The sequence below is a fragment of the Mumia sp. zg.B17 genome, assembly GCF_019550915.1.
Taxonomy (GTDB): Bacteria; Actinomycetota; Actinomycetes; order Propionibacteriales; family Nocardioidaceae; genus Mumia.
In genome coordinates this window covers 37,263-53,901 of record NZ_JAHWCI010000004.1, presented here as the reverse complement: position 1 = coordinate 53,901, position 16,639 = coordinate 37,263, and the positions used below count along the sequence as shown (strand labels likewise).

The window sequence follows — 16,639 nt, the reverse complement described above, 5'->3', positions numbered from 1 at the left end:
AGCACCGCACCGCCGCACGTGCGCTTTAGTGCGGCTCGCGCCCCTTCGCCCACATCCTGTCCCAGCTCCCGCGATGTCCGGTGGCCTCGAAGCCGCCCAGGTCCACGCCGGCGAAGGGGTCGTCGAGATAGCGGACCTCGTCGTACGCCGCGCCGCGTGGATCGACGCGCACCATCGCGAGCCGATAACGCGGCGCCGCGTTCTTGCCCGTCACGACCTCGTTGTGCGTCACGAAGAAGTCGTCGGCGCCCGCGATCCGCGCCTTGACCTCGATGCGGAGCGTGTCGCCGTTCGGCTCGGTGCTGAGGACGTCGTACCCGGGGTTGTTGAACGCCTGCTCCTCCGGTGACCTCCCCAGCCGGCGTTCGCACGCGAGGACGAGATCGACGCCCCGCCGCTCGACCTCCTTCGTGGCGACGGCGTGCATCGGCGCGTGGCGGGGGAGGTCGCCGTCCACGAACCCGAGCGGCAGGACGAGCGCGGCGGTGACGATGCGCGGTGGCTTCGTCGACATCGTGGCCTGCTTGTCGAGGGTGGCGAGGCGGCGTTCGAGTCTCGCCTGCAGCTCGTGAGCCTTGCGGCGCAGACTGTCCGACGACTCCGCGGGCCTCTCGCCGACGCTCTCGCTCTGCGCGGCCAGGAAGGCATCACGCTCGAGCCGCTCACACTCGCTCTCGAGACGTCCACTGACCAGCATCCTCGCCCGGGCGAGGTCACGGGCCCGGGCGGGCTGCACGTCGGCGAGGTACGAGGGGAGCTGGTGGGCGATGATCCAGCTCATCGCCTTGGCTTCGGCGTCGACGAGCCACGGCCAGCGGCGCGCGCTCGAGGTGTCGGCCGTCGGAGGTGCGGCGACGCAGTCCAGGTACGGGGCCGGCCCGGCGCCCGTCACGACGCCCAGCTCGTCGACGTAGGCGTATCCGAACCGCCGCGCGACAGAGCCGCCCGTGCCGTCGACGATCTCCTCCACGACCCCGACGAGCAGCTGGGGTCGGTCCAGCGTTGCCGACACGAGCACCGTCCCGCGCTCCAGACAGCCGCTGAGCAACGTGATCGACTCGGCCATCACCGCGTCGTGGAGTGGATGACCGGGAGCCAGCAGGTCTGCTCGTTCGAGACCGTCCGCCTCCATGCAGGCGAGGTCGAACGTGACGCGGTGGTAGCGCGACGAGATCGGTCCGTGCGCGCTGCTGCGGACCTGCGCCGGCACGTGAGCGATCTCGTACCGGCCCGGTTCCCGGCGCGTGATGCGCCCGCCGAGGCGGGTGAACGCGGCGGTGAACGCCAGCTCGATGTAGTGCGGCTGGAGGCGGCGCGCCCGGGCTTCGTCCATCTGCCGTCGCATGGCCGCGACGTCGGCCTCCGTGAGCGAGTTGCCGGCGAGCGCCTGCTCCGCGAGGATCTCCGCGATCCCGTCGGCGACGCGGTGATCGATGACCTCCTCCATGCTGGCGCGCACCGCAGGATCCTCGCCGTACCGGATGGCGTTCATCAGGAGATCGCGCAGCGGTGTCTCGTCGAAGGCGGCGCCGAGGACGTCGAAGACCTTGCCGCCGTACGCCTTGCGCTGCTCGTCGACCTTGTCGAGGAGGCGCTGGAAGACCTGGCCCTCCCGGGTGTTGCTGGCGACGAGGTTCCAGAGGTGGCAGACCTCCGTCTGGCCGATGCGGTGGATGCGTCCGAAGCGCTGCTCGAGACGGTTCGGGTTCCACGGGAGGTCGTAGTTGACCATCAGGTGGGCGGCGTGGAGGTTCAGGCCCTCGCCGGCGGCGTCGGTCGCGAGGAGGATCTGGGCGCGGCTGTTGGTCGTGAACTCCTCGGTGATGCGCCGTCGCTCCGACCGCGGCACGCCGCCGTGGATGGCGAGGACGGCGTCCGGTCTGCCGAACAGCGCGGTGATGCGGCGTTCGAGGAAGGCGAGCGTGTCGCGGTGCTCGGTGAAGATGATGAGCTTGCGCGGACGTCCGTCCGGCGCGGTGGCGAGCGTCTCGGTCTCGAGGATCGTGCGCAGCTCGCTCCACTTGCGGTCGATGTCGGCGTCACGCACCTGCTGTGCGGCCCGCGTGAGTCCGGCGAGCTCGACCAGCTCGGCGTCGAGCTCGACGATGGTGCGGGACGCGGTCGCGGCGTCGACCAGCTCGTCCTCCAGCTCCTCGAGCTCGGCGGCCGCGTACTCCTCGTCGTCGGGGATGTCCGGAAGGTCGTCGACCTCAAGCTCGACCCCCGCCTCGAGCGCGTCCGCGAGGATCTCCTCCTTGCGGCGTTCGAGGCGCGCAGTACGGCGGACGAGGGACTGGTAGATCGCCTCGGAGCTCGACGCGAGGCGCCGCTGCAGCACCGTGAGCGCGAAGCCGACGGTGGTCCGGCGCTTGCCCTCGAGCCGGTCGGCGCGGTTCATCCCGTCGCGCACGTAAGCGGTGACGTCCTCGTACAGGTCGCGCTCGAGCGACGTCAGCGCGTACGGGACGGTCTCGGCGATCCGCTCGGGGAAGAGTCGCTTGCCCTCGAAGCTGAGCAGGTCCTCCTTGACCATTCGCCGCATGAGGCCGGAGGTGTCGCCGGAGTGGGTGCCCTTGCGGAACCTGCCCTCGAACCGGTCGCGGTCGAGCAGCGTCAGGAAGAGCTGGAAGTCCTCCTCCTTACCCGAGTGCGGGGTCGCCGTCATGAGGAGGAAGTGCCGCGTCGTGCGTGCGAGGCGCTCGCCGAGGAGGAACCGCTTGGTCTTGTGGACCGTGCCGCCGAAGTAGCGGGCACCCATCCTGTGCGCCTCGTCGACGACGACGAGGTCCCACTCGGTGTCGACCAGCTGGCGCTGGAGGCCCTCGTTGCGCGCGAGGTGGTCCATCCGTGCGATGAGCAGCGGGTGCCGCTCGAACACGTTGCCGGCGCCGTACGCGTCGACCGCCTGCGGCGTGAGCAGGTCGAAGCACAACCCGAACTTGAGGAACAGCTCGTCCTGCCACTGCTCGACGAGCCCGCCCGGCACCACGATGAGGCACCGCCTGACGTCGTCACGGAGCAGGAGCTCCTTGATGTAGAGGCCCGCCATGATCGTCTTACCGGCGCCGGGGTCGTCGGCGAGCAGGAAGCGCAGCGGCGTGCGCGGGAGCATCTCGCCGTACACGGCACGGATCTGGTGGGGGAGCGGCTGCACGTCGCTGGTGGCGACCGCGAGCATCGGGTCGAAGAGACCGGCGAGCGTGATGCGCTGCGCCTCGGCGACGATCGCGAAGTCGGAGGCGGCCGCGTCGAACGGGCGTCCCCCGGCCTCCGCGGACCCGAGCGTGGCCTCGTCGTCGCGGAAGAGCACGCGCTGCGCGAGGCCGCCGGAGCCGAGCTTGTAGGTCACCTCGAGTGCGTCACCACCGTGCCACTGCGCGGCGAGGACGAGCACTGCCTCACCGGGCACCAGACCGGCGAGGCGTACGCCGGCGGTGACCTCTTCGAGCGTCAACGACCATGTCCTTCCCGAGAGTGGCAGCCGCCTGACTCTAGCCAGCACCGCTGACACGAACGGGGCCGTCGGACCGTCCGCGCGCGTCACTAGCCTTGCGTCGGGAACCCGCCGACGCACGAGCCGTGAGAGGTCATGAACCGAGACGAACGCAAGCAGCTGCGCGCCCTCGTGAGCGACGTCGAGCGGTGGGCCGCAGCCGCCGACACCGTCACCCGCCGGCGCGAGGACGTCGACGCGCACGTGCGCGCGTACATCGACGACCTCCGTACGCGCGTCGTCACGGTCGCGTACGACGGACGCCCCGCGTGGCGGGCGATCCCGCTGACGCGCGACGACGCTCGGCTGCTCGAGCTGCTCGCCCACCGTGCGAACCTGCCGGCCCTCACCGACGCCGATCACGCGATGCTGCGGCGCCTCGACGACCAGCTGCACGTGGCCCACGACGTCGCGCCCCTGGTCTCGGCCCGGCGCTTCTTCACCGGGCGCGAGCGCAAGGCGGAGGCGGCGGCGTCCGCGGACGTCCTGAGATCACTGCACGCCTGGGGCTCCGCCCTCGGTCTCGGGTCACGGCTCGAGCACCTCGCACGCTCGACGGACATGCACGACGGGACGCGGATGACCGTGTCCGACCTCCTCGAGCCCTCGCTCGGCCTGGCCGACGACCTCGCGCACCTCGGCCGCGCTCCGGAGATCGTGCCCGGCGAGGTGCTGCACCCGCTCGCAGGGGCAGTCGCCGTGATCACCCGCGCCGTCGCCGCGGAGTCGTCGTACAGGGACGCGGCGAAGGAGGCCGGCGAGGCCGTACGAGTCGCCGCGGTCGACCGGCTGCTCGCGGAGATGCCGATCGACGCTCTCAAGGACGCGACGCGGGACCGGCTTCGGCTCGGTCCGCTGCGGGACGCCCAGGTCGCGACCATCGCGCAGGTCCTCGCCGCCGGCCGCGAGCTGGCCTCGCTCCCGGGACTCGGTCCGACGACGGCGACGCAGATGGTCGGCGCTGCCCGCACCCTCTGGCAGATCACGTACGACGAGACACCGGTACGTATCGATGTGGCCAGTCGCGACGGCGAGACGACACGCCTGCTCGACCACCTGGCGAGCTGGGACGCCGCGCGCGCGACCCGGGGCGCGACCGCCGACCTCGCACGGACCGAGGAGCTCAGGCCGCTGGCCTCCGCCGTGCGCGGTCACGTGACCCACGTGCTCGTGCTGCGTGTCGCAGGGCACGAGGTCGTCGACCTCCTCGCCGGCGCGGACCAGGTCGTACGAAGGGCGACCATAATCGCGACGGGTGGTCGCGGTCCAGCGCGGCCGCGCGTCACCGACGACCCGTGGGACGACTTCCTGGCACGGCCGGCCGACTACTTCGCGATGCTCGCCGAGCTCGGGTTCCTCGTCGAGGACGACGCCAAGACGCACGGTGACCTCCCGGACGAGATCATCGAGGCCGTGCGCGCCCTCGAGCTCAAGGGCGACGCGCTCAACGCCTCGCTCCGCGGCTACCAGAGCTTTGCGGCGCGGTTCGCGCTGGTGCAGCGCAAGGTGATCATCGGCGACGAGATGGGCCTCGGCAAGACCGTCGAGGCGCTGGCGGTCTTTGCGCACCTGCACAGCGCGGGGGAGACGCACTTCGTCGTCGTCTGTCCCGCGGCCGTCGTGACCAACTGGACCCGCGAGGTCGCGAGCAAGTCGACGTTGCGGGCACTTCGCGTCCACGGGCCGAGCCGCGAGGGTGCCGCCCAGGCATGGGTACGCCGCGGCGGCGTCGCCGTCACGACGTACGAGACCCTCGGTCGCCTTGACCCGTACCTCGACCAGGTCGACACGCTCAGCTGTGTCGTCGTCGACGAGGCGCACTACATCAAGAACCCAGCCGCGCAGCGCTCCCAGCGGACGGCGGCGCTGCTCGACCGCGCCGAACGTGCCGTGCTGCTCACTGGGACGCCGCTGGAGAACCGCGTCGAGGAGTTCCGCAACCTCGTCGGCTACGTCCGCCCGGACCTCGTCGTCGACGTCCACGGGCTCGCGCCGCACCGGTTCAGGCGCCAGGTGGCGCCCGCGTACCTGCGGCGCAACCAGGAGGACGTCCTCGACGAGCTCCCCGGGCTGGTCGAGGTGGACGAGTGGCTGCCGATGACCCACGACGACGAGCGGGCGTACCGCGAGGCCGTGGTGGCGGGCAACTTCATGGCGATGCGGCAGGCGGCGATGCTCGCGAGCGACAGCCAGAAGATGGAACGCCTGATCGACGTCGTCGAGGAGGCCGAGGCGAACGACCGGCGCGTGATCGTGTTCTCACACTTCCGCGAGGTGCTGTCACGGGTCGCCCGCGAGCTCCCCGGCCCGGTCTTCGGACCGCTGACGGGCTCGGTGCCGGCGGCCGCGCGGCAGGACATGGTCGACAAGTTCGCCGCCGCCGGCAACGGTGCCGTGCTGGTCGCGCAGATCGTCGCGGGCGGCGTCGGCCTGAACATCCAGGCAGCCTCGGTCGTCATCATCTGCGAGCCACAGCTCAAGCCCACGACCGAGGCGCAGGCGGTGGCGCGTGCGCACCGGATGGGGCAGCTGAAGTCCGTCCAGGTCCACCGGCTGCTGTCGGAGGACGGCGTGGATCGCCGCATCACCGAGATCCTCGCCGAGAAGCGGCGGTTGTTCGACGACTTCGCCCGGGTCAGCGACACCGCGGAGAGCGCACCGGAGGCCCTCGACATCTCCGAGGGAGAGCTGGCGCGGGAGGTCGTGGCCACCGAACGCAAGCGGCTGCTGACGCAGGACCTCGACACGCCGGGGAAGTGACCGCGAGCCTCCGCCGAACGACGAAGGGCCGACCGCCTCCCGGCGACCGGCCCCTCGCCGTGCGTTCTCAGACGGTCATCGCCGGACCTGGATCCGCACCACCTTCTTCGCCGAGGTGAGGTTCGCGTTGCCGAGATAGCGCACGGTCACCTTCTTGGTGCCTCGCGACAGGCGGGGGAGTCGCACCGACCCCTTGCCGTTCGCGTTCACCCGGACGGCGAACGACCGCGTCCCGACCTTGACCAGCGCCGTACCGCGAGCGTTCACGCCCTTGGCCCTGACCGTGATCGCGACCTTCGCGCGCCGCGAGGTCGTCACGCGCTTCGGCGTGACTTTGACCCCGACCGTGGCCCTCGCCTTGGTCACCCTCAGCACCACCGGCCCCGCGGTGGTGGCACCGACGGTGGCCGTCCCGCGATAACGAGCAGTCACGATCCGCGGCCCCGCCGTACGGAACGGGCCGAGCCTCACGCTCGTACGGCCCTGTCGGTCCAGCGTCCCCGTGCCGACCCGCCGGCCGTCCACGAGCACGTCGACCGCCCCCGAGCCGGCCGTCGTCCGGCCGTCCTCGGTCACCCGGACCCCGACCGTCGCCACGGCAGTCGACCTGCCGGCGGCGATGCGCGTCGGCTTCACCGTCAGCGTCGCCGCAGCGACCGGCACGCTCGTCGCGGCCGTCACCCTGAGAACGACCGGCAAGGACGTGCTCGGCGCCAGCTCCGCACTCCCGCCGTACGTCGCCGTCACGAGGTGGCTGCCCGGCGTCGCGATCGCCGCGAGCGGGACCGTGGCGCGGCCCTGCGCGTCGATCTCCGCCGATCCGGACGCCTCACCGTCGACGTACACGGTGACGACCCCCTCCGGAGTCGGCTGGTCACCGGCACCGGGCGTCGTGACCTGGACCGAGGCGGTGACCCCGGTCTTGCCGGCGACGACCGTCGTACGGTCGAGCGTCAGCGACGTGGCCGACGCGGGCAGCGGCGGCTCGTACCCGACCTCGGCGATCCAGGTCCGGTAGTTGCCCTCGCGGCCCGGCACGAAGTTGCGCTCCACGTTGCCGCGGCTGTCCACCGCGATCCAACGGATCTCGGCGCCCTTGTCGACCTTGAGGCGTTCGCCGCCTTCACGCAGGCCGGCGGCCGCGTACATCGTCGACCGCAGGTTCGGCACCGTGCCGTCGGTCGTGTAGAAGATGCTCGCGGGCTCGTTCGTGGAGAACTCCACGTTGACCTTGCCCTCGACGGTGCTGGAGGTGACCTTCACGTCGCTGACGGGCGGCACCGTGTCGGTGTCGTAGTCCCGCGCGATGCGCAGCATCTCGACCAGGCCGTTGGAGAACTCCATCGCCTCCTGGTGCGCGCCCGGCCCGGTCGGGGTCTCGGCCTCGAACGGCGGCTGGAACGTCGAGCCGACCTCGAAGTCCCACGCGTAGATGCCGTACTTGTACCAGAGCATGTCACCGGAGTTGCCCGCCGCCGAGTAGAGCGTGTCGACGACCCGCCCGGTCCGCGCCGGAGTCACCGACAGACCGCGGTGGCGCTTGATCGCGGTGAGGATCCGCGACGAGGCGCCCTGGAAGAGCGACTCCTCCTCGAGCGTGGGCTCCGGTGCGGTGATCCGCCCCGGCACCTTGTACGCCGCCGGCGACCACATGAAGTAGTTGCCGGAGCTGTGCACGTTCATCGACCACTGGATGTTGGACCGTGCCGCGACCCAGTCGACGTTGCGCGACTCCGGCTCGCTGAGCTCCGACGGCCCGGCGAACGTCCCGCTGGTGCAGACCGGCGAGGCGCCGGAGTAGCCGTCGAACAGGCTGTACTCGTCGTAGTTGCGGTTGACGTCCACGCCCCAGGAGTTGCGGGCGTTCGCGTCGGCGGTGCCGGTCTTGTCGCAGTAGTTGACGAGGTTCTTGCGCTGCGAGTTGAAGTCGTAGAACGAGTAGTGGCCGCCGTCGGGGTTCACCGACGGGAGCACCCAGATCTCCAGGTTGTCGAGGAGGTCGCGGGTCGCCGGATGGGTGCCGTAGTTGCGCAGCAGCCGTTCGGCGGTCTCGATCGTGACGAGGGGCGGGACCCACTCGCGTGCGTGCTCCTGGGCGTAGAAGAAGACACCCGGCTTGGACCCGTCGCGCACCTTGCCCATCTTGATCGCATAGACCTGCTGTGGCGCACGTGCGACGGTCGCCGGGGCGTTGAGCCCGTCGGTGAGCGTCGTCGCCGCCGTTGCGGGCACTACACCGGCACCGGCGTTGCCGCGGTAGGTGTACGCCGACACGAGCGCGCTCGCGCCCGTGCTGGCGTTGATGGCCGCGGCGACCTGAGCTGCCGTGCTCGTGGCCGTACCGCTGGCGTCGGTGGCCGAGGAGACGGTGATCGCCTTGTCGGCGACCGTCACGGTCAGCGGCTGGTCGGCCGTCGTCGGGTGCACGACCGTGACGGTGATCCCGTTGCCGCCCTCGGAGCCGAACTGCTTCGAGTCGATCGCCACGCGGCGGTCGTCGTCCGCGGCGGCACCGCCAGCGGGGATGACGGACTGCGCGAGACGCCGGTAGCCGTTGGTCTTGTACGGCAGCTCGACGATCTCGGCCAGCTCCGGGTAGTCCGTCGCGAGCTGCTTGATGCGGTCGTACAGCTGGGTCGGGTCGAGGTAGGAGCTGACGAAGTCCTGCTGGTAGCCCGGACCCTTGAACGGGTCCTCCTCGTCGCCCGTCGGCAGCCAGTCGGTGACCTTGGCGATCGCCACGTCGCCGGTCGGGCTGGTGATCCGGACCCGGTCCGGCCGCGAGGTCAGCGCCTCGGCGCCCGTGGTCGGGCTCGCGCCGCGGTGATAGAGGTAGACGTCGGCGTCGACGAAGCGGCTGATGGTCTGGGTGCCGCCGCTGCCGAACGCCGTGCCGGGGCCGCTGTCGCGCTCGACGGTGAGCGCGTCCGTGGCGTCCTGCCCGTTGGCCCACTTGGCCTCGACCGAGAGGACGGGGATGCCGAACGCCGTGTAGTACTGCGCGCGGGTGATCTTGACGTCGGAGACGTCAGGGTGGGTCGCCTCGTCGGCGAACGCCTCGTTCTCCGCCTTCGCCGCGTTGATCGTCGCGTCGCGCTCGGCGAGCGCTGCCTCGGTGTCCTCCGAGGTGTAGAGGACCTCGCCGGTGTCGAAGCCGGCCTTCTTCAACGTCTTGATCTCGTTCGGCGTGACGACGGCGCGGACCTCGAGGCCGTCGGGACGCTGCTCGACACCGTGGTCGAGGTCGACGCCGGTGGCGACGAGCTGGTCGAGCTTGGCCGCGCTGGGCACGGTGATCTCGACGACGGACGGCACCTCGTCGGGGAGGCGCTCGAGGGTGACGGCGCTGTCGGGACCGGGGGTGGACGGCTCGGCGAAGGCAACCGGTGCGGTGGTGGTGGCGGCGATGAGGCCGGGAACCGTCAGTGCGAGCGTGACGGCGGCGACCTTCCGGCGCAGGGGCGACGATCTCTTCATGCGGCTACGTCCTTGCTTCTGGTGATGAAGAGTGGATGAAGGTCACCGTAAGGTGAAATGCGTCACACCGCCGCTCACCTCCCGGCCGGCCGGCCGCTCGGACGCGTGGGAAAGGGCCACGAAACCGGCCCGGCGAGGCGCAATAAGATATACGATTCGCCTATGGCCTACAGCACGATCACCTCCCTCGATACCGACGCAGCCCTCCAGCACAGCGAGGACCTGCGAGCCCGACTGCTCGCCACGTCGTCCGACACCTACGTCACCGGTCCGGCCGGCCAGGGCAGCGGCGAACGCGTGCTGGTGCTCGGGGGCACGGGCTACATCGGCCGGGCGCTGGTGCCCGAGCTGGCTCGCCGGGGCTACCGACCGGTGGTGCTGGCGCGTGACGCGTCGGTGAAGGACGACGCCGAGTTTGCTGAGGCCGAGGTCGTCGCCGGCGACCCGACGCGTCTGGACGACGTCGTGAACGCGGTGGCGGTGGCCCCGACCGCCGTCGTCATCTCCCTGCTCAGCGGGCGCCGCCCGAACGACGCCGAGGAGTGCGAGCTCGTCGACTACCAGGCCGTCGTCAACGGCATCAAGGCCGCCGTCGCCCACGAGGTGCAGCAGTTCATCCAGGTCAGCGACTTCGGCGCCTACAGGCCGGAGCTGATCCCGCAGGTCTACAAGCTGCAGGTCGAGGGCGAGCTCATGGGGCAGCACCACGGGGCGCTGCCGTGGACCATCGTCCGGCCGACGGCGTACTACCCCTATCTGTCGATGACGTTCGGCGACGTCAAGAACGGGCTGCCGTACCGGATCTTCGACCACGGCGAGTACAACGTGGTCAACCCGATCGCCCGCGAGGACCTCGCGGAGTTCATCACCAACCAGGTGCTGGCGGCCGACGCGTACGGTCGCGTCCTTCCCGTCGGTGGGCCCTGGGTCGAGGACAACGTGGTGACCCTCAAGGACGCCGGGCAGATGATGTTCGACATCACCGGCCGCGAGCCGCAGTGGGATGTCGTGGCGATGACGACGTGGGACAAGAAGATCGCGCGGCTGCGGCGCATCGGCAAGATGAGCAAGAAGGTCGCGCCGGTGGCCTACTACCTCGAGGCCGCGAAGTACTGGTCGGTCGTCGACCACGTTGCGCCGGCGTACGGGACGCGCACGTTGCGGGGCTTCATGGAGAGGCTGAAGGACCGGGAGTTCCCGACCGGCAGCTTCCGCGAGCGGATGAAGAGCGGCACGGCGATGATGCCGACCGACATCTGAGTCGATGAGTTGAGCCGGGGGAGCCGCTCCCGCCGCTCCGAGTAGCTCCGCTGCGTCCGAGCTGCGAAGCTGCGGGGCGTGGTCGAGTACGTCCGCTTCGCCAAGCACGCACTGACCGCCGTCGAGCAGAGGGAGCTGGCGGCGGTGGACCCGCTCGCCTCGGACCTGCGGACATACCTGGAGACGAGCGTCGAGGACATCGCGGCCGCCCATGTCTACGGAGCGAAGAGCGCTGCCATCCAGAGTCTGGTCGCGATGCTTCTCCGTGCGCGGCTCGGGTTCGGCGAGGAGATCGTGCTGACACCGCAGGACGGCCTCGTCACGCGGGCCCGGCCCGACTTCTTCTACCCGCTCGCGACCGGGCGCGGCGTCATTGCCGAGGTCGAACGGGGCGGCACGGTCACGAACAACCACGACCTCAAGGACGTGTGGAAGACGCATGTCGCGCCGGATGCGCAACACCTCTTCTTGATCGTTCCTCAGGCGAACACGCGCGCCGACGGAACCGTTCGGGAGCGCCCGTTCGTCCGCGTCGCCCATCGGGTCGGTGCCTTCTTCGGCGATGCGCGGCGGGAGATCGACGTCACCAGCGCGCACGTGTTCGGCTACTGAGAGCGCGGGCGGGCACGATTGACTCGCTGAGAATCCCTATCGCCTCTTGCGCGTACGACCGCAGCGCGCGATAGTCCTTGTCATGACTGTGACCGGCATCACAGCACCGACGGACGGGGTCCTCGCCCGGATGCGCATGCTCGTGCCGGACCTGCCCGAGTCGACGCGTCTCACCGCGGAGTGCATCCTCGACGACCCGCACTCCGCGGTAGCGGGGACGATCAGCGATCTCGCCGCCAGCGCTGGCACCTCGACGGGGGCGGTGTCTCGCCTGTGCCGCACGCTCGGTCTCGACGGCTATCCCAGCCTGCGGGTCAGCGTCATCAGGGAGGCGGCCGCGACGGCCTACGGCAGCTGGAACGCCGACATCAGTCGCGAGATCGCCCCCGGCGACTCGCTCGCCGACGTGGCCCGCACCCTCGAGGCGGTCGGCGCCCGCGCCGTGCACTCGACCCTCGCGGGACTCGACCTCGACGCCGTCGCGGCAGCGGCCGGAGCGATCAGCGGCGCGAAGCGCGTCCACGTGTACGCGGTCAGCGGCAGCGGGGTGATGGCCCGTGAGCTCGAGCTCCGGTTGAGCCGTATCGGCATCGCGTGCTGGACGTACGCCGATGTCCACGACGGCCTCGTCGCAGCCGCGCAGCTCGGCGACGGGGACGTCGCGATCGCGATCTCGTACTCGGGAGAGACCGACGAGACGCTCGACATGCTCGCCACCGCACGAGACCGTGGCGCACTCACGGTCGCGATCACCGCGGGGCCACGGTCGCGGCTGGCCGCGCTCGCCGACAACGTCCTGGTCACCGTCGCCGAGGCGACGACCTTCCAAGACGGTCCGCTCGCGTCCCGTCACTCCGAGCTCGCCGTCGTCGAGATGCTCTATCTCGCCGTGGGACAGCACGACTACGACCGCACCGTCCAGCTCCTGTCCGTGACCGAGCGTGCCGTCCGGCCACGCCGACCCGAACGACGCCGCACCCAGACCCGTACCGACACGACCGGCCAACACTGACCCAGGGGGACCCATGACCGCAGAATCCGACCCGCCCGCCGACGGACTCAGTCGCAAGTCCTTCCTCGCACTCGGCGGAGCCCTGGTGGCCGCCGGGGTCGCGTCGCCGTTCGGCGGCGGAGCGGCGAGCGCGACGACCGGAGCCACCACGGCCACCACGGCCACCACGGCCACCGCGGCCGCCGCTGGTGCCGCCACCGCGGCAGCCGCACTCGCACGCGCTGCGTCGGCCACGACCGGCGGCCCGATCATGAACGACGGGCGGTTCCCGATCGGCCTGTTCTGGCCGCCGCCGCCGACCGAGACGACGGTCGAGCGCTACCGCGAGATCGCCGAGGCGGGCTTCACCTATGTCCACGGTGGCAACTACTCGAACTCCGACGTCCAGATCACGACGCACATGCTGCGGGTCGCCGACGAGGCCGGCGTCTACGTCCTCGTCGAGGACCCTGAGATCAAGTGGCTGCTGCAGACCATGAACGTCGGCGACCCGGCCCAGCCGTTCACGATCAGCGAGGACGAGCTGCGCCAGCGGATCACCAACGCCGTCAACCGCTACGCGCCGTCGTGGCGCACGGTCGGCGGCCGCCTGCACGTGCTGCGGGGGAGCGGCAGCGGCTCGATCGGATGGGTCGCGGATGGTGCGGCGTGGCAGGACTACACGTTCGCCTTCGACACCGAGCCGCTACGTACCGGTGCGGGCGGCTATGCGCAGGCCGGGTGGGCGTTCCGGATCAAGGACGAGGCCAACGCGTACGTGTGGCTGCTCTCCACCCAGGGGAGCGACGGCAAGGCGGTGCTCAAGAAGGCGGTGTTCGTCAACGGCAACCCGATCGTCACGCAGGTCGCGCTGCCGTACCAGCTCGAGGAGGGTCGGACCTATCACGTCGAGACGGCGCTGAGCGGATCGACGATCACCACCCGCATCGACGGCGTGCTGGTCGACACGACCACCGACAGCACGCACGCCGCCGGCTCGGCCGGATTCCGCGAGGCGGGCTCGGAGTCGGCGTACTTCGACAACGTCGTGATCACCGGCGCCGGGGGAGCGACGCTGTTCCGCGACAGCTTCGACGAGGGTCTCGGCGCGTGGCGGTTGCCCGCTGGATCGGGGTACGGCGCCTTCGCCGGCCTGCACCTCTTCGACGAGCCCAGCGTGGCCCGCCTGCCGCTGGTGGCGAAGGCGGTGGCGATGGCCAACGACGCGTACGCCGACGCGTTGTCGTACGTGAACCTCTTCCCCGGCTTCGGTGCCGGCTACGAGCAGGCGGCCCGCGACATCGACTCGCCGGTGCTCTCGTTCGACCGCTATCCGATCCTGGCCAGCGGGGAGGACCTGGGCTACTTCGACAACTGGGCGCAGGTGCGGGCTGCCGCCCTCAAGCACGGGCGTGACCCGTGGATCTACATCCAGAGCGTCGGCTATGCGAACCACGCGATCCCGACCAAGGCGGACCTGCTGTGGCAGATCTCGATCAGCCTGGCGTACGGCTGCAAGGGCATCCAGTACTTCACGTACTGGACGCCGGACCCCGCGCGTGGCGAGGCGTTCACGAACGGCCTCATCACCGTCGAGGGCAAGCGCACCGGTCTCTATCGCGACACGAAGCAGGTCAACGCCGACTATCTCGCACCGCTCGGCAAGCAGATGCTGGAGCTGACCTCCACCGCCGTGCAGGTCGCCGGGCTGGCGAACCCGCCTGCGGGACTCGCGCCGTTCGAGGGCGACGCGCTCGTCTCCGCCGTCAGCGGTGACCCGGTCGTCCTGGGCCGGTTCGTCGATGCCGACGACCGGCTGCACACGCTCGTCGCCAACTACTCACGGCGCGACCGCGCTCGCGTCCGCCTCACCCTGCCCGCCGAGGCGGAGGCGTACGACCCCGGCGACGACGACTGGTCGCGTCAGCGCTCTGGTGGTCTGACTCTGCGGGCGGGGGAGGCGCGGCTGCTGCGGATGCGGTGAGGTCGGTCAGGCGGTCACGGGCGCGCCGTCATCGTCGCGTCCGCGACTGCCTGCGGCCGAGGTCCGCCAAGATCAGGTCGAGGGTGGCGGTCGGCGCCCACCCGTTCACGCTGACGGTCCCGTCGGCGCTCACGCGGATCTCCAGACGATCGCCGATGCCGTCGAGCTCGTCGACGAGCGTGCGGTATCGCGGTCCGAGCGCGTGGAAGCGCTGATTGCGCGAACCGACCCATGGCCTCGCAAGGTCGACTTGATCCTTGAGGAAGGGCCCGTCGACGAGCAGGTCGGTCTGCGCGATCAACGCGTCGACGTCGCCGCTCTCCTTCCTCCGGAGGTCGTCGAGGGTGAACCCCGTGAACGTCATGACGCTCTGTCCACGTTGCCGGACCAGGGCTGCGAAGACGGCGAGAGGGCCGGCCTGTTCGAACGGCTCCCCACCCAGCAGCGTGACGCCTTCGACATCGGCGGGAACAGCGTCGAGCAAGGTCTCCGGGGCGACGAGGTCGCCACCGCGCTGGGTCCAGAGGTGAGGGTTGAAGCAGCCCGGGCACTGCAGGGTGCAGCCCTGCACCCACAGCGCGAAGCGGGTGCCGGGGCCTTCGGCCGTCGTCCGGGGGATCGAGCGAGCGACCCGCACGGGGCTAGATGTCGAGGACACGCCCAGGACCCTGAGGTGGTCGCTGAGGGTTGAAGGGCCCGAACGTCACGGAGCCCCGGATCCCGGCGACCTGGTGCGGTTGGAGCTGTGCGGAGGTTGCGAGGTCGTCGAGGTCACGGAACCCGCCCGTGCGAGTGCGGGCAGCGACGATCTGCCCGGCGACCTGGGGACCGATGCGGGGGAGGAACGCGATGGCGTCGGCGGGGGCGGCGTTGATGTCGAGGTAGGCGGGGGGCTGCGGAGGAGGCGCGGAGGTCGGTGGCCCGTAGTAGTCGGCTGCGCTGACTCCGAGGAAGGGCGCCGGGGGAGGTGGGGGCGAGGTCGACCATGGGACCGGCGGCTGAGAACTCCGGTGCTCGGCGACCGCCCAGGCGATCCGGTCCAGCCGGAGTAGGCGCTCCTTGAGGACGGTACGCCAGAGAATCCCTGCGTGGATGAGGCCTCCGACCCACGCCACGGCCATGGCCACGATCACGATCGTGCCCCAGGGCTCGGCCATCTCGTAGGGGTCGGCCTCAGTGCCCGGCGTCGCGCCGATGGCGATGAAAACGGCAATCCCGAGGCTGCTCCAGAGCACTGCCGCCCGCGAGACCACCCGTGACTGCGCGAGCAGTGCCGCCCAGATCCAGCCGACGAAGGAAAAGCACCCGAAGCCCAGCACGAGGACGGCGAGCCAGAGGCTGTTCGCCACCTTCCACCGGGTCGACTGCTGAGCGAGAAGGATGTCACCCGCGTCCTGTGTCAAGGCTCTGCCCCTCCTCTTGGACGTGGTCGGTCTGCCAGTACTCCTCGGTGAAGGAGCTGGAGCTCGAGAGCGCGTCGAGGAGATCCTCGAGCACGGCCACCTGATCCAGGCACTCCGGACCGGTGAACCCGATCGTCTCGGCCGAGACCGTGCCGTCTCGCGCGACACGAACGCGGAGCTGCTTGCGTGTCGCCATCAGTCGCTCCTCACGTCCAGCACCAGGGTGACGGCGTCGTCGTCCACCGACTCCTCGGCGATGGACAGGCCGGCCGCCGGTGCTCGCTCCCGAATCTTGCGTACGACCTCGCGTTGAACGCACACGCCGTAGGCCGCGTCGAGGTCCGTGACGAGACCCAGGGCCTCCTCCTCGGTCCAGGTCTCGTCGAAGCGGGCGACCCACAGGCCCTCGTCGTTACGGTCCAGCGACAGGGCGCGCGCATCGAAGGACGCACGGATCTCGTCGGGACTCGTCACGCTCACCGTCGCGTCCAGATCGGCGAGTGCTCCGGCGACCAGGCTTCCGTCGCTCAGTCGTGACCGGACCGTCAGCTCCCTCGGCCCCAGGCCCCGCGGACCGTCGTCGATCGCTGCCTTGGCGGCGCCGACGGCCGCCATGGCAAGAGGGATCAGCAGGATCTCAAGACTCATGCGCGTCCGTC

The 16,639-nt window shown here is 70.5% G+C and carries 11 protein-coding genes; 5 read left to right on the top strand and 6 right to left on the bottom strand.

Annotated elements, in window-relative coordinates:
- Positions 1-25: 25 nt before the first annotated feature.
- Positions 26-3,454: a helicase-related protein gene (locus KV097_RS05305; RefSeq protein ID WP_220365280.1), complete on the bottom strand. Its 3,429-nt coding sequence runs from the start codon at positions 3,452-3,454 to the stop codon at positions 26-28.
- 135 nt (positions 3,455-3,589) lie between these two features.
- Between KV097_RS05305 and KV097_RS05300 the strand changes: the two genes are divergently transcribed.
- Positions 3,590-6,253 (top strand): DEAD/DEAH box helicase, encoded by a 2,664-nt coding sequence (locus KV097_RS05300; RefSeq protein ID WP_220365279.1) that lies wholly within the window; start codon positions 3,590-3,592, stop codon positions 6,251-6,253.
- A gap of 75 nt (positions 6,254-6,328) precedes the next feature.
- On the opposite strand, the gene KV097_RS05295 is transcribed toward KV097_RS05300, so the two are convergent.
- On the bottom strand, positions 6,329-9,730 hold the full coding sequence (locus KV097_RS05295; RefSeq protein ID WP_220365278.1) for a M14 family zinc carboxypeptidase: 3,402 nt from the start codon (positions 9,728-9,730) through the stop codon (positions 6,329-6,331).
- A 162-nt stretch (positions 9,731-9,892) separates the two neighbouring features.
- Here KV097_RS05295 and KV097_RS05290 point away from each other — a divergent pair, with 162 nt between their 5' ends.
- From KV097_RS05290 to KV097_RS05275, 4 genes are all read left to right on the top strand, one after another.
- Positions 9,893-10,990, top strand: coding sequence for an NAD(P)H-binding protein (locus KV097_RS05290; RefSeq protein ID WP_220365277.1), 1,098 nt, complete (start codon positions 9,893-9,895; stop codon positions 10,988-10,990).
- A 78-nt stretch (positions 10,991-11,068) separates the two neighbouring features.
- Positions 11,069-11,602 carry a hypothetical protein gene (locus KV097_RS05285; RefSeq protein ID WP_220365276.1) on the top strand — a complete coding sequence of 178 codons (534 nt, stop codon included), beginning with the start codon at positions 11,069-11,071 and terminating at the stop codon, positions 11,600-11,602.
- A gap of 82 nt (positions 11,603-11,684) precedes the next feature.
- Positions 11,685-12,614: a MurR/RpiR family transcriptional regulator gene (locus KV097_RS05280; RefSeq protein ID WP_220365275.1), complete on the top strand. Its 930-nt coding sequence runs from the start codon at positions 11,685-11,687 to the stop codon at positions 12,612-12,614.
- A 13-nt stretch (positions 12,615-12,627) separates the two neighbouring features.
- A complete protein-coding gene (locus tag KV097_RS05275) occupies positions 12,628-14,577 on the top strand; it encodes a hypothetical protein (protein ID WP_220365274.1) in 1,950 nt (649 codons plus the stop codon).
- Positions 14,578-14,605: 28 nt separating this feature from the next.
- Here the strand turns inward: KV097_RS05275 and KV097_RS05270 are convergent, their stop codons facing one another.
- From KV097_RS05270 to KV097_RS05255, 4 genes are read right to left on the bottom strand one after another with little or no spacing between them, the layout of a single operon-like run.
- Positions 14,606-15,235 (bottom strand): 4Fe-4S single cluster domain-containing protein, encoded by a 630-nt coding sequence (locus tag KV097_RS05270; RefSeq protein WP_220365273.1) that lies wholly within the window; start codon positions 15,233-15,235, stop codon positions 14,606-14,608.
- On the bottom strand, positions 15,219-15,980 hold the full coding sequence (locus KV097_RS05265) for a helix-hairpin-helix domain-containing protein (RefSeq protein WP_220341465.1): 762 nt from the start codon (positions 15,978-15,980) through the stop codon (positions 15,219-15,221). Before KV097_RS05265 ends, KV097_RS05270 begins: the two co-directional genes overlap by 17 nt.
- Positions 15,961-16,176: a DUF2997 domain-containing protein gene (locus KV097_RS05260; protein ID WP_220365272.1), complete on the bottom strand. Its 216-nt coding sequence runs from the start codon at positions 16,174-16,176 to the stop codon at positions 15,961-15,963. The genes KV097_RS05265 and KV097_RS05260 overlap by 20 nt, the downstream gene beginning before the upstream one ends.
- Positions 16,176-16,628, bottom strand: coding sequence for a hypothetical protein (locus KV097_RS05255; protein ID WP_220365271.1), 453 nt, complete (start codon positions 16,626-16,628; stop codon positions 16,176-16,178). Before KV097_RS05255 ends, KV097_RS05260 begins: the two co-directional genes overlap by 1 nt.
- Between the last annotated feature and the right edge of the window lie 11 nt (positions 16,629-16,639).